Source organism: Bacillus sp. FJAT-27251 (assembly GCF_001273925.1).
Taxonomy (GTDB): domain Bacteria; phylum Bacillota; class Bacilli; order Bacillales; family Cytobacillaceae; genus Mesobacillus_B.
In genome coordinates, this window is the sequence record NZ_LIGG01000001.1 from 718,568 (window position 1) to 731,627 (window position 13,060).

Genomic DNA, 13,060 nt, shown 5'->3' on the forward strand with positions numbered 1-13,060 from the left:
CCTTATAACCCCCTTCTTTGCAAATAAGCGAGGTCAGGAGTTTTCTGGTTTACGTTTCTTACAAAAGCAACATGTGCCCGCGTCACGAAAATTTGGGTGCGGAAAGCGTAAATGACTGTATCTCCCACCTGCATGTTTTCATCCCTCTGAAGGGCTCCATAATAATCAATGTTGGTACTCGATTGTAAGTCCACCTTGGCACGCTGCTGGAGAATCGCCTTTTCATTCGCCCCAAACAACGCATTTTCCATTCCTGAACGGTGGTAGAAGCCGCCGGCGATCGTATAGGCATGCGATGAATCCATATGCGAGATTTCCGAAACGTAAGCAATGCTCGGAATCTCTGGCAGTTCTTCTTTGTACGCATGCAGAGGAGTGGTCCCGGTAAGGGCATGCCCCGGCTCGCCATGAGTCACTCCTTCTTTAGCCAGCAATGGCATCGTATGGCAGCTTGTGGCACTTGGCGCATTAACATGGGACACCCTTATTCCTTGCCTTTCCAATATTTCTTTGGCATGACGGAGTGACTCCATATTGGGAGTAAAATTATAATCATTTTTTTCCTCATTAAGCTGTAAAACGGGGAAACTGGTTACGCCAATGATTGATATTCCTTTCAATCTTTCCAGCCGCCCTAGTTCTTCTGCTAATTCATCGACTTGAAAGCCGCCGAACTGTCCTGGGAAAATACTATCTTCTGGCCTGATTACACGTAAAATCACATCCTGGACTTTCCCCATCTTCATGGCCGCATCTGATAATTGCACGGCACGCTCATAGGAAAAGAGGGTAACCACTTCCGGGTTCAGCTTTGATACGACATATTCCCATTGCGACTTGCTGGGCTGGACAATATGGCCAATGTTTCCAATGTGGCATCCGTGTTTTTTCAACCCTATGGCTTCATCAATATCCACGGCCACGGCTTTGCCGATTCCCTGGCCCTCAATGATTTTGCCGATGAAGCCGCTTCTGCCAATCTGTTTGGTCATATAATAAAGCTGCAGCCCATTTTCGCTCGCTGCTTCGCTTAACACTTTCGCATTATGCTCAAGGGAGTCAAGATCGATGACATAGGTATTGGCTGGTATTGTTCCTTCCTGATGAAGAATGGCGGCTGCACGAATCAGCCCCTCATTCCGCTTTGCTAGCATATCTAAAAACATATCAACAACCCCTTGCCAGCTCAGCTAAAGCACGATTCAGAATACGGATAACCGTACTTGCCGAAGATTTCATCGGGTTGATCCGAAGGCCATAATCTCTTAATTCCGGCTGGTTCTCAAGAAAGGTCCCGGAAACGCGGTAAACCATTGGAAGCAGTTCAAATTTGGATTCTGCGCCTACCGGATAGGTTGAGGCCCCATACTTTCCGGCCAATGCAATCACTTCCTGTGCAATCGGCTCCTCTAACTCGACAATGACATTTTTCGATTGGGAGTTGGTGATATACACTTCCTTCAGGCCTTTCACTTCCCCTTTGTTCAATCGGTGACATAATTCTTCGACCTGTTCGTTTTGCAGAGCCAGCATAACCGGTGCCATTGCGAGTGCTCTCAATAGTTCATGGGCTTCGTAGCCCTGGACCTGGCCGCCGCCTGAATAATTCATAGCGTGGATTTTTTCAATCTGTTCTTCCTTGCCCAAAACGATTCCTATTCCTGCTGGACCCAAAAGCTTGAAGCCAGAGAAGGAAGAAAAGTCAGCGCTGTACTGGACGCCTATTCCTCTCATTTTCATCGCACAGTAATTGTCATCGACGACAATAGGCAAATCAGGCCGGCATTCCTTTACAAGAAGGATAATCTCTTCCAGGTTATACGTATCTGTTGGCTGCTGCCGGGCATGCTGAATATAGAAAACTTTAGAGGCAGTATCCTCTTTAAGTACTTTAATAAGAGCTGCTTTATCATTAAAATCAACACTCTGCTGATTCAATCCCATCATTCGGAACGTTTCCTTGGTGGTCATGTAGACAGGTGCTGTATGAACGATCAGCGTGTCTCCTGGCTCCACGAGCATACTGAGCAGGACACGGATTGCCCCTGTGCCGCTCCCCCGGACCAAGGCACAGGCTTCGGCATCGAAGGTTTTGCTCAGGACCTTTTCCACCTTTGCCGTCGTCAGCGGTCTTTTATATTCCGGGTGCAGCCCCACATCGCCCACTTGGAAAAATTCATTGTTGGGAAACTCCTGGGAGATTTCATCCAATAACTCATACTGCAGAGCCTTTGCTTCATCTAGTGTCATGTTTTTTAATACAGATTGTTCATACTTTGCCATGAGTTACCCTTCTTTCCTAATGCTGAATGCCTTTTGCGGGTTCTTCACCAGCAGCTTTTCAATCACTTCCTCACCAACCGACCTGCTCCGCAGCGCGGGAATGAACTTCCTTAAAACGACGTCATAGCCTTGGCCGCCAGCAGCGAGGAGGTGGGATTTTCTCGTTAAGTCGCTTGAGAGTAAAAGCTGGTCCTCATATCCCTGCTCTAAAAAATGAAGCAGGGAATTCAACCGTTCCTCGTCCGAGCGGTAATTTTCCTTCCCAATCGTATCAAGTGCTACGTAGGCTCCGGCTTCCAACACCTGTAAAACATGGTCATCAACGACATTCAAGTCCTGATGCCCAATAATCACTTGGCTTAGCGGCAGCCCTTCAGATTGGAACAATTCAATTTGCTCTAAAGCAAGGGTTCCAAGCGTCGTATGAGTTGATAAAGGAAGCATGGTGGCTTTTGCAGCGGCGATGGCTCCATGGAATAATTCCGTCTCTATAGGCTTGAACTCATTCAGGCTGCTTCCAATCTCGCCTATCACCCCTGGTTTAATCGGGGTTCCGTCTATCCCATTCTCGATTTCATCGATCACCCATTCTGCAAAACCATCCCGATTCCATGTTTTCTTCTCTTCTGGAATAAATGGATCTTTGTAGCAGCCTGTGCTTGCCACAATATGCAGGTTTAACTTTTCACTTATTTCAAGAAGCTTTTCAACGTCACGTCCCATGCCGGAGTTCGTCATTTCAATCACCGATTTCCCGCCGTAATCAATGAAACTTTCCAAATCCTCCATCACAAGGTTCACATCATCAAGGGCTGCGTCTTTATCATTCTTGATTCCGCTTAAATCAATATAAAGATGTTCATGACAGGCACAAACCCCTAATTCCTCAGCATGAATTTTTCCTCTAACCGTCTGGATGTACATCCATCCCACTCCTTTTGTGTATCAGCTAAAATGAAAGGGAAAAAGACCCGAGTCTATTCTAGAAATCAATTCAGAATGCCAGGGCTTTTTCCCATCAGGGGGTCAATCAAGGGGTGAAGAGTCCCAGCAAGACCAGGATATTGCCAATGATCCCTACTGCAATGGCACCTACAGGCCCAACAGCCATGCGCACAATCGGTCTTCCAGCGACTTCATTCAATAGATAGAACCCGGCAATCGCAAAGAAACCAAACCCTGGAACAATCGCATTCGCTGCGTTTGCACCACCGATCAGCAAGGCCACCTCCAGCACCCTTGTCATCGCCGTCCGGATATTTTCACCTGAAGCGCGCACTCCAGGGTATTTATCCAGGAACTTGGCAAGTGTCGTCAGCAACCGAATCTCCAGGAAGATAATGAGGGCTCCAATAATCAAGGCCAGGAAGATATTTGGCGAAAAGATACCTGCTGCAAAGACAAAGGTGAAACCAACCGGACCATATACACCTGTAGCAATCGCTGTACTGGCAATCAATGGGACAAAACCAATCGCTTTGGCAAGGGAAGCAATTCCTCCCTCTGTGATTTTTCCTTCTGATAATAGGTTGAGAGAGATAGGGTCACCTGCGATCAGAAGCAGATTGGTTGCGGCCGCAACAAGCCCGCCGCTGATCATCAAAATCCAGCTGTGCTTTTTTATTCTTGTCACGCGGTCCGTAAATAACGTGGCCAACGCGGATAGATTCTGTTCTTCGGACTTCTCTTTCATGGCAAAATAGATCAATAAAAACATCCCGACTACAAGCGCAATCCCTTCAGGACTTAAGACAACCGGCGTGCCGCCAATCTTGATAAGGGCCGCACCATTCGCAAACACAATAAGTTGGCGGGCAAGGGCCGCCACCAATAGTGTGAAAACACCTTTTTTGACACTGAACTGTAAGGCAATCGCAATCGCTGGAAACACCATGAAAGAAACAACGACCGGCTCTCCTACTTTATTAAAGCCTTCGACAAAGTTAAGCGGCAGCATCTCGAACAGGTCGACAACGGCTTGAAGCCCCAGATAAATTCCGGCACCATACAACCCGCCGGCAATCGCCGCAATCGTTGTTTTAATTTTCCCGCGGTCAAGTGACAAACCAATGATGTCGGACCCAAGCAATATACTATGAATCAGGATGATGCTTCCTGCGATCGATATGGGAATACCAAATCCAATTACGAGGCCGAAGCTCATTGCAAATGCCGTAACACCAAGTTCCTTCCTGGACATCCGGCCTTCCAGATTCTCTGGCACAATCGGACGTATCCCATCGTTAAAAACCGCAATACCCAAATTGGCCATGACAGCTGCCAGCGCACCAATACTGATCATTAAAATAATTTCAATCATGCTAATTCCCCCTGCCTAGGATTTATTTACTTTATCAGTGCTTCTATCAGGTATTGAACAGCTTTTTCTTTGTGGTCTCCAGTAAACCCAAATGCTTTAGCCCCGCTTTGAACGGCTGCTTCCACTTCTGCCTTGACAGGCGGTTTTCCCGGCATGGAAATGGTGGCACAGCTTGGTTTTCCAAGCAGCGCGATCGCCATCGCCAGTGCCCCTCCGCCACCTGTATGGCAGGCTCCAAAATAATAGTCTGCAGCACCCGATTTGATCGCCATGGCTGCCTCCAAATCCGACTTCACCATCGTTTCAACACGGTCTCCTGCCAGTTCCTTAACCAATCCTTCAATATCCTTCTTTTCCACCTGGCCGCCAATCACAATTTTCATCCCTATCACTCTCCTAATCTATTTGTTTAAAACGCTTACAAAATGCATTAATAAAAACTGTTTTTCTTCTGTTGGAAGCTTGTGACCTAAAAAATCTTCAATCCAAGTTACTCTCCTTTCCGCCTCATCCAGATGGGAAGATTCATAAACCTCCTTCATCACAAAATCAGGGGGGCCAGAAAGAGGCTCCTGTCGATCGATTCGTGAAACAGCCATGGCAAGGTGGGTCACAAGCATCGTATAACTGTCTGCATTTTCATCATTCACATATTTCTCAATGGCCTGGTTTGCGATGTCACGGGCACGTGCTGTGATGGTATTGGTCGTTTGCAAAATGTCCAGACGCTCTTTTAATGAATTCACCCTGGAGACCTCCAATGTACAGTATTTTGTATTTTCATTTTATAAAAAATGCCCTAATACTTTGGCATTAAATCACCACTTTCCACTTTGGCCTGGACATCATGAATATTGAATACAGATAATAAATCAAGAATGTAATGAAGCTTTTTATTATCCCTTCTGATGACAATGACGGCCTTGCTCATTTCCTTTTCAAAATCAATGGCCTTTTTTGAATGTAAAGGCTGGACCTTGAACCTTGCGATTTCCCTTTCATCCATATTCCACACCGTGGCATCAATGGTCTTTGCTTTTAAATGCTCTAATAGATGCATGTAATTCAGTTCAATGAATTCCACCTTTTTACCTTCCGCTTCTGCATAAGTCAATATTTGCTGGTCAAAGGAATTGCTGTCGATGCCAATCTTCATGCCATCTTCCATCACGGTTTTAGTCTTGTCAGATAAAATAACCGCATGGCCGGAAACATAGGTTTGGGGGCCAAAACTAACAGAAAGCATTAAATTTTCATTTTCCGCCATTTCCTTAATCGCTGAGTATTCGGAAACAATGGCAAAATCATACCTCCCTTCGATCACCCCTTGAAGCCGCGGCCGGGCGCCCCGCATAAAAGCGATATTAAGAGGGATGTTCAGCTTCTCAAACTCAGAAGTAATCCCGGTGGCTAATCCTTCATATTTTTTGGAGTACGGAAGCGGCATAACACCCGTCATACTCCCAATTCCAGAATACTGAAGAAGCTTTGTCAGATCCTTCTCCCTTAAAAAGGTGCCAAGGTGGCCTCTTGACTCCAGTTTGATGCATTTTGCTTCATCCAGCTTTTTCAATGCCGATTGGATGGTCCCGCGTCCAACCTGATACTTTTCAGTTAAATCGCTAATCTTGGGAATCCGTTGGCCTACTTCCCCGAGCAATAACTCTTCGGCAACCTTTTGAAGAGTTAATCCACTTTTCGAATAAAATTCCTCAATCATGCTAACGTCCACCATTCATTTATATTCATCTTCATTGTACAAAATTCTGTATATTAATAATTTAACACTAAAATTAAGCGCTTACAATACTTATTTTAGAGCATGGGGACGGTTCTGCTTGCCTCACCATATTTATAAAAAACGAAACGGACTTCAATTAAGAACGTATATTCATATGAGGAAGGGGAAGGGGAATAAATGATATGATAATGAATCTTGCATTACGTTTTGTTTTAGAGGTCTGCGCATTAGTTGCATTGTCTTATTGGGGATTTCACACTGGAAAAGGATATTTCTTCAAGTTTGGGTTAGGTATTGGTGCACCTCTCATCATCGCCATTATTTGGGGAGTTTTTGGTTCCCCTGCTGCTCCCATACCTGTTCACGGATTTATCCGCTTAATACTCGAAATAGCTATATTCGGATTAGCAATTATCGCTTTATATGGTGCCGGCCATCCTTCTTTAGCGCTTATCTTTGCCATATTGGTATTGATAAACCGAATCCTGATGACGATTTGGAATCAATAATAGAGCATGGGGACGGTTCTGCTGCCTCACCAGCCATCTCAATAGATTACGAGAACCGTTCCCATAGCCTCATTACCATGCTTGTGAAAATAAACGGAAAAATTCCGCTTAAACTGGGAAATACCCGTATTTCCCGCCATTTAAGAGGAGTTTTTCCGCCTATATTCATAAAATCCCTGGATTTAGTCCTAAAAAAAGCAGTTAATCGGAAAATATCCGCTTATTTCCGCTTCTTGGACCCCTGTTAAATGCCTTAACCGGAATTTCTCCGCTTATGTAGAGCATGGATAGAGCACGGGGACGGTTCTGCTGCCTAACCAGCCATTCTCAGATAGATTACGAGAACCGTCCCCATGCTTCACAAAAAAAGGAAGCCCCCCCTCACTCCTTACGAGTGAGGGGAGCCTTCCCCAGCTCCGAAACGAAATTAGGCAGCTGGATTTACTTCTAATTCCACTTTAATTTTGATATCTTTTCCAACTAGGACGCCACCTGTTTCAAGTGCCGCGTTCCAAGTAAGGCCAAATTCCTCACGGTTGATTTTCGCCTCTGCTTCGAAACCGTATACTTCAACACCCCATGGGTTTGTTCCTTTTCCACCGTATTCAACATCAAATGTTACCGGCTTTGTTACATCCTTAATGGTTAGATCACCAGTTACTTTGTAATCATCCCCATCTTTTGTAATGTTTGTCGATGTAAACTCAATTGTTGGATTGTTTTCCACATCGAAGAAGTCTGCTGATTTCAAGTGATTATCCCGATCTTCGCTTCTTGTGTTGATGCTTGCTACATCAAATTTAAAAGCGATTTTCGCAGTGGTTAAATCGGCTAAATCCGCGGCTTCTACATCTGCTGTGTAAGAATCAAAGTGACCTTTCACTTTTGATACCATCATGTGTTTCACTTCAAATCCTACTGATGAATGCGATTGATCGACTGTCCATTTTGTCATTTTCATTTCCCCCAATTTGTCTTATCTCGAATTCGAGATATTATACTAAAAAAATAATTTTGAATTCAAACATCTTTAACTTGAGATAAATTTACCACGGAACCTTCATCATTGTCAACTCCCTATTCGCGTTTTTTTCGAGTCGATCATGGGGACGGTTCTGCTGCCTTATCAGCCATTCTCAAAAGATTACGAGAACCGTTCCCATAGCCTCATTACCGTGCTTGTGAAAATAATCGGAAAAATTCCGCTTAAACTGGGAAATACCCATATTTCCTGCAATTTAAGGGAAGTATTTCCGCCTATATTCATAAAATCCCTGGATTTAGTCCAAAAAAGAGCAGTTAATCGGAAAATTTCCGCTTATTTTCGCTTTTTAGCCCCCTGTTAAATGCCTTAACCGGAATTTCTCCGCTTATGGGTAGAGCACGGGGACGGTTCTGCTGCCTCACCAGCCATTCTCAAATAGATCACGAGAACCGGCCCCCTGCTTCTCTAATTCCTTTTAATCGACTTCCAAAATTCTTTTGCAACGATTTGATATCCGTCTGCGCTTAAGTGGATATTGGCCGGGTTTGGAAGGTAGGTATCCGTATGTTTGGCAATTAGGTGGGCGGTTGGCACGTAGGTATCTCCATTGAGCCCCACGGCAGCAGCAATTGTGTTGTTCAACGCATCCAACAATGGCAATATGGACGCAAGCTGGGCTTCCGAATAATGAGGGAATGGGTTATAGTAGCCCATCACATAAACCTCTGCCTTCGGGTTTAAGTCATCGATTGTTTTTAAAATAAGATTTAAATTCACTCCCACCGTTTGAATAGCTTGTGGTACTTCAGCAGGTTTTGTCATAAGAACTGGCAATACATCGTTTGCTCCTATGGTGACCGTAATAAGATCAGCTTTTTGTACAGATGCCTGAACACTTGTGTCCGTAAGAAGTACCTTCAGGAGTTCCGTATTGGCACCTTTCACCCCCTCGTTTGTAAAATTCACCTTATACTGCGATTGTTCAAACCTGCTTGCGAGATAATCAGGGTACCCCAAACCATCCTCGCCTAGAGGATTAATCCCTGCCACCAACGAATCCCCCAACGCCACATAGGTTACCTGTTTCTTTACAGGGCCTTTGGCAAAAGCACTTACCGGCAAAGACAGAAACAGGGCCAACACTACCAACATGATGGAAAATCTGCGATTCATACTCATTAAACCACCTCTCGTTCGTTATTGGGAACGAATTAATTATATCAAGTATAGCCCCTTACGGCCAGACTATTTTGGGAGGCACAGATACCAGTTAGGAAGAATCGTATAGCCAACAGATCCAACTCATTTAAGACCCTTTCGAGGAGTGACAGGCACTGTTCCTTTTAAAAAATATTTATAAAAAAGCGAAACGGACTTCAATTAAGAACGTATATGTATTCATAAGAGGAAGGGGAATGAATTTTATGATAATGAACCTGGCATTGCGTTTTATTTTAGAGGTCTGCGCGTTAATTGCTTTGTCCTATTGGGGATTTCAGACTGGCAAAGGATTTATCTCCAAGTTTGGGTTAGGTATTGGATCACCTCTTCTCATCGCCATTGTTTGGGGAGTTTTTGGTTCCCCTGCTGCTCCCATACCTGTTCACGGGTTCATCCGCTTATTACTCGAAATAGCTATATTCGGGTTATCAGCTATCGCTTTATATGCTGCCGGCCATCCTTCTTTAGCCCTTATCTTTATCATATTAGTAGTCATAAACCGAATCCTCATGACAATCTGGAATCAATGATAGAGCACGGCAACGATTCTGCTGCCTCACCAAGATTCTCCATACTTTGACGGCAATTATATCTGCGGCTAACACGGCAAAACTGGATGAATTTCCGTTCCTAAGATTAACTTTGAAGCTACCCTTCTTCAAGGTTGATTTATCAAGGCGACTTTAATCAAACGTTTGATTAATAGGACCAATCTCGGCCAAATAAAAGGATGCACTTTTTCGACATAAAAAGCTCCATTCACCTAAAATAGGATTGGTAAATGGAGCTCTTTGTAAGTATCAGCGAATTTTCCAGGAAGGCATCCCCCTTTGTCGACAACCGTACATTAAAAGGTGACACATCTTATTTTAGATCACGTTGTTCTATATAGTGATAGTGTCTTTCCTTTGCTCTTGGCTTGATAATCCATCAATCCCAATGGATCCATAATAAATAACTAATTTATCATTCTTTCCAACAATGCTAACAGGATAACACTCGTTATCTTTTATTACATCTTCAAATTCATCTGGATGTACTTCAATCTCGATTTCATGCCCTACGAATGCATACTCATAGGAAGCGGTTTTATACAAATCAATTAGACTACTTATAATATGCTCTTGAATCGGAACCAAGTTATCGGGGGAGACGTCTTCCCAATTAATCCTCAATAAGAATCCAAAATAGTCATCTTCTTTGTTAACTGCCAAGCTGAGCTTTTTAAAATCAGCATCTAAAAATTCTCCAGATAATGTGAACTCTGTATAATAACCAGACAAGCATTCAACACCAATCACATTGTTGATTATTGGTTGCTCAGCCCAGGAGTCTCCATCTGCATCTTTACTGTATTTCACGCTGGTAAAGGAACTCCCTTTTTGCGTTATATAATCCGTAATGCACTTAAATGCTTGGACAATGTCCTGTTTATTGCTAAAGACCATCCCTATGTTTATATATCCGCCTGTACTCAAGATTGATCACCTCTTAATAATTAACTCACCAATTCGAATAAAGCTATCTTTTTGATGGGAAGCCAGTTTGTATCCGGTAATGAATTCTCCGCTTTCCTTAAAGAAAACGGCATTGTTCCCCTTAAGGTGCATTATAACATGTCCAGACTGCCCACTATGCTTTGTTTTATAAACATGTGTAGAGCTGCTTACATGGTTCCTTAATGCGGTTTCAAATTTTGTTGCATTTGCCTTGCTATAATTTCCTTTAACTCCAAAGTCTATCGCGTGATTAAATTTCTTTTGCAACTGAGTTGCTTTAAAAGTAACGCTTGTTACTGCCTTTAAAATTTGGCTGCGAGTGTACATTTTGAAAGCGGCTTTTGCGGAAGTTCTAATAATGACACCTAAAATGATTGCGGGCAATATAGAAGCTTCAATTTCTTCTGAGTCAACATGATATTGTTCTCCGGTTTCTAGATCTGTAAGAGTAGCCCTAAAGAGATCCTGGTCTGCCTCTTCAACAACAACATCAAATTCTTGATTGATCTCATTTCCCTCTTCATCGGTGAAGGAGGTAGTAAAATTCATCTCTTCCGTTTCCATATCCATACTCAGTTCACTACTAACCTCTAAATCATCCGAATTAAATGTAGTTTCAACATTAAGTGTTTCTTCATTTAAATCGGTTAGGGTTAGTTCGATTTCATCCGTATACTCTATATTAAATTCTTCAAAAACTTCTTCTTTTATTGTTTCAAATTCAGCTTCATATATTTCTTGCTCTAATTCTTCGTTATTTACATTTATGGTACTAGCTTGTACTAGATTTATTGGGATATTTACTACCAGCATAGCAGCAACTATCACAATAGAAATGGCTTTTCTGAAATTCATCGCTTGATCCTCCTAGGGTTTATAGGTAATTAATCCTTTTCCTTGTTGTTCTTCACTAAAATTATGGTGATTTTCAGCATGAATGGTTTCTAAAAGTTCGTCTGAGTTGAAGACATTCCTGGAATCATTTAGATATAGAGAAATAACAGCCGTTGCATGAGCGGCAGCAAACGAAGTTCCAGTAAAGGAACCATACCCCCCGCTGTGATTCGTGGATACGATGTCTACTCCCGGTGCAGCATAATCAATCTTTCCTCTCGCTGCTGAGCTTGGTCTTTTAAAATCTTTATTGATGGAGTTAATGGATAACACACCATCATACTTAGCTGGATATTCAACCCCAGTCCCATATGTATTCCCTGCAGCTGCGACTATCATAATGCCTGATGAAACAGCTTTGTCTATAACTCTTCTTAGCTCCTCTTTGTCACTAGTGATTCCAGAGCTGATGTTAATAATATTCACTTCTTCCTTGATACTCCACTCGATTCCATCAACTAAATAATCGATATTCCCTTTGCCTTTAGCGTCGAGCACCTTAACATCATATAGTTCCACACCAGAACTATTTAGACCTAATACACCAATATCATTGTTATTTGCTCCAATGATCCCTGCAATTGCTGTTCCATGTCCAAAATCATCGATTACGGGTTCTTCCGGTGAGATAGCATTATACTGTTTCTTCACTACTCCCACTAAATCTTCGTGATCTTTGTTAATTCCGCTATCTAATATAGCTACCTTCACTTTACGATTTTCATTAGTTGAATTTTTATTTTGGCTCGTTTGGGGATTTAATAACTTGACGTTCCAGGGAATAACTTGTTCAACGGCTGGATTATTTAATACGTTCATATCCTCTTTTTTTGCAGCATTCTCTTCTACTTGCTCAATCGTTGGAGATATCCACAGCCACCCCAAAAGGCCAACTATCAAAATCCCAATAGAGCCATAACGTAGTTTGATATTAACGATCTCACCTCCAATTTTTGTAATAAAATAGACACAACTATACGTTAAAATATAACTATTTAACTTGAATAAATCAACATAAAAGTAAAAATAAGGTTATTCAACATATGGTATAATCAACTAAAACAAAGGGGTTTATTTATGATTACTCTTTTTACTATCGCTCCACTTTTATCAATATTGTTTTATTTAGGAATCACAGTTTTTGCTATCTGGTTTCTTTTAAAACTTCTAAAGATACAACAGGAAAAGAATACTATTCTTAAATCTATATCGGACAAGCTTGATAAGTTATGAAAAACCAGCGGGACAGGGGGACAGGTTCACTGTCCCAGCAGAGTAATTGGACGGGAACGGATTCCGTTCCTTTTCAAACAGGCTGGGACATGGTGCCTGTCCCCCTGTCCCTCTCCCTCTGGTGCCTGTCCCCCTGTCCCTCGATTTAATTTTCCCCTTTCACAATAATTCAAAAAAAGATGTAAGCCATACAAGCATTAGGAACTATTATAATGGCTGATTTCTTTCTCTCTGCCTGGGCGGAATTCACATCCCAATACCAAAAGGAAGAGCCCCGGCTCTTCCTTTTGGTTTATTGCTAGTTCATCTCATTTTTGAAAAGGTTTAACATCCCTTTCATATGAAACTCACTATAAGCTTCGGGGAGTGACAGTG

General features: G+C 42.7%; 14 protein-coding genes. 2 read left to right on the forward strand and 12 right to left on the reverse strand.

The window, feature by feature from the left end; all coding sequences use genetic code 11:
• Nucleotides 1-2: 2 nt before the first annotated feature.
• The 7 genes from ADU22_RS03435 to yhfZ form a co-directional block, all read right to left on the reverse strand.
• A complete protein-coding gene (locus ADU22_RS03435) occupies nucleotides 3-1,166 on the reverse strand; it encodes a YhfX family PLP-dependent enzyme (protein WP_053360916.1) in 1,164 nt (387 codons plus the stop codon).
• A 1-nt stretch (nucleotide 1,167) separates the two neighbouring features.
• The gene (locus ADU22_RS03440; protein WP_053360917.1) at nucleotides 1,168-2,283 is read right to left on the reverse strand and encodes an aminotransferase class V-fold PLP-dependent enzyme; all 1,116 of its coding nucleotides are present in this window, start codon (nucleotides 2,281-2,283) and stop codon (nucleotides 1,168-1,170) included.
• Between the two features lie 3 nt (nucleotides 2,284-2,286).
• Nucleotides 2,287-3,207 carry a phosphotriesterase family protein gene (locus ADU22_RS03445; RefSeq protein WP_053360918.1) on the reverse strand — a complete coding sequence of 307 codons (921 nt, stop codon included), beginning with the start codon at nucleotides 3,205-3,207 and terminating at the stop codon, nucleotides 2,287-2,289.
• 106 nt (nucleotides 3,208-3,313) lie between these two features.
• Nucleotides 3,314-4,603, reverse strand: a complete 1,290-nt coding sequence (locus ADU22_RS03450; RefSeq protein WP_197280017.1) for a YhfT family protein — start codon at nucleotides 4,601-4,603, stop codon at nucleotides 3,314-3,316.
• 26 nt (nucleotides 4,604-4,629) lie between these two features.
• The gene (locus ADU22_RS03455; RefSeq protein ID WP_053360919.1) at nucleotides 4,630-4,986 is read right to left on the reverse strand and encodes a DUF2620 domain-containing protein; all 357 of its coding nucleotides are present in this window, start codon (nucleotides 4,984-4,986) and stop codon (nucleotides 4,630-4,632) included.
• 18 nt (nucleotides 4,987-5,004) lie between these two features.
• The gene (locus ADU22_RS03460; protein WP_053360920.1) at nucleotides 5,005-5,349 is read right to left on the reverse strand and encodes a PRD domain-containing protein; all 345 of its coding nucleotides are present in this window, start codon (nucleotides 5,347-5,349) and stop codon (nucleotides 5,005-5,007) included.
• A 53-nt stretch (nucleotides 5,350-5,402) separates the two neighbouring features.
• Nucleotides 5,403-6,323, reverse strand: coding sequence for a GntR family transcriptional regulator YhfZ (gene yhfZ / locus ADU22_RS03465; RefSeq protein ID WP_053360921.1), 921 nt, complete (start codon nucleotides 6,321-6,323; stop codon nucleotides 5,403-5,405).
• 203 nt (nucleotides 6,324-6,526) lie between these two features.
• On the opposite strand from yhfZ, the gene ADU22_RS03470 reads away from it, so the two are divergent.
• Nucleotides 6,527-6,853, forward strand: coding sequence for a YrdB family protein (locus ADU22_RS03470; RefSeq protein ID WP_069187954.1), 327 nt, complete (start codon nucleotides 6,527-6,529; stop codon nucleotides 6,851-6,853).
• Nucleotides 6,854-7,280: 427 nt separating this feature from the next.
• Here the strand turns inward: ADU22_RS03470 and ADU22_RS03475 are convergent, their stop codons facing one another.
• Complete coding sequence (locus tag ADU22_RS03475; protein WP_053360922.1) at nucleotides 7,281-7,808, reverse strand: YceI family protein; 528 nt, start codon at nucleotides 7,806-7,808, stop codon at nucleotides 7,281-7,283.
• A 495-nt stretch (nucleotides 7,809-8,303) separates the two neighbouring features.
• Nucleotides 8,304-9,011 (reverse strand): GDSL-type esterase/lipase family protein, encoded by a 708-nt coding sequence (locus ADU22_RS03485; RefSeq protein ID WP_053360924.1) that lies wholly within the window; start codon nucleotides 9,009-9,011, stop codon nucleotides 8,304-8,306.
• Between the two features lie 242 nt (nucleotides 9,012-9,253).
• Here ADU22_RS03485 and ADU22_RS03490 point away from each other — a divergent pair, with 242 nt between their 5' ends.
• The gene (locus ADU22_RS03490) at nucleotides 9,254-9,589 is read left to right on the forward strand and encodes a YrdB family protein (protein ID WP_053360925.1); all 336 of its coding nucleotides are present in this window, start codon (nucleotides 9,254-9,256) and stop codon (nucleotides 9,587-9,589) included.
• Nucleotides 9,590-9,943: 354 nt separating this feature from the next.
• Here ADU22_RS03490 and ADU22_RS03495 read toward each other — a convergent pair whose 3' ends face one another.
• From ADU22_RS03495 to ADU22_RS03505, 3 genes are read right to left on the reverse strand one after another with little or no spacing between them, the layout of a single operon-like run.
• The gene (locus ADU22_RS03495; RefSeq protein WP_053360926.1) at nucleotides 9,944-10,537 is read right to left on the reverse strand and encodes an Imm64 family immunity protein; all 594 of its coding nucleotides are present in this window, start codon (nucleotides 10,535-10,537) and stop codon (nucleotides 9,944-9,946) included.
• A 6-nt stretch (nucleotides 10,538-10,543) separates the two neighbouring features.
• Nucleotides 10,544-11,413: an SAR2788 family putative toxin gene (locus tag ADU22_RS03500; RefSeq protein ID WP_053360927.1), complete on the reverse strand. Its 870-nt coding sequence runs from the start codon at nucleotides 11,411-11,413 to the stop codon at nucleotides 10,544-10,546.
• Between the two features lie 12 nt (nucleotides 11,414-11,425).
• Nucleotides 11,426-12,337 (reverse strand): S8 family serine peptidase, encoded by a 912-nt coding sequence (locus ADU22_RS03505; RefSeq protein ID WP_053360928.1) that lies wholly within the window; start codon nucleotides 12,335-12,337, stop codon nucleotides 11,426-11,428.
• Nucleotides 12,338-13,060 lie beyond the last annotated feature (723 nt).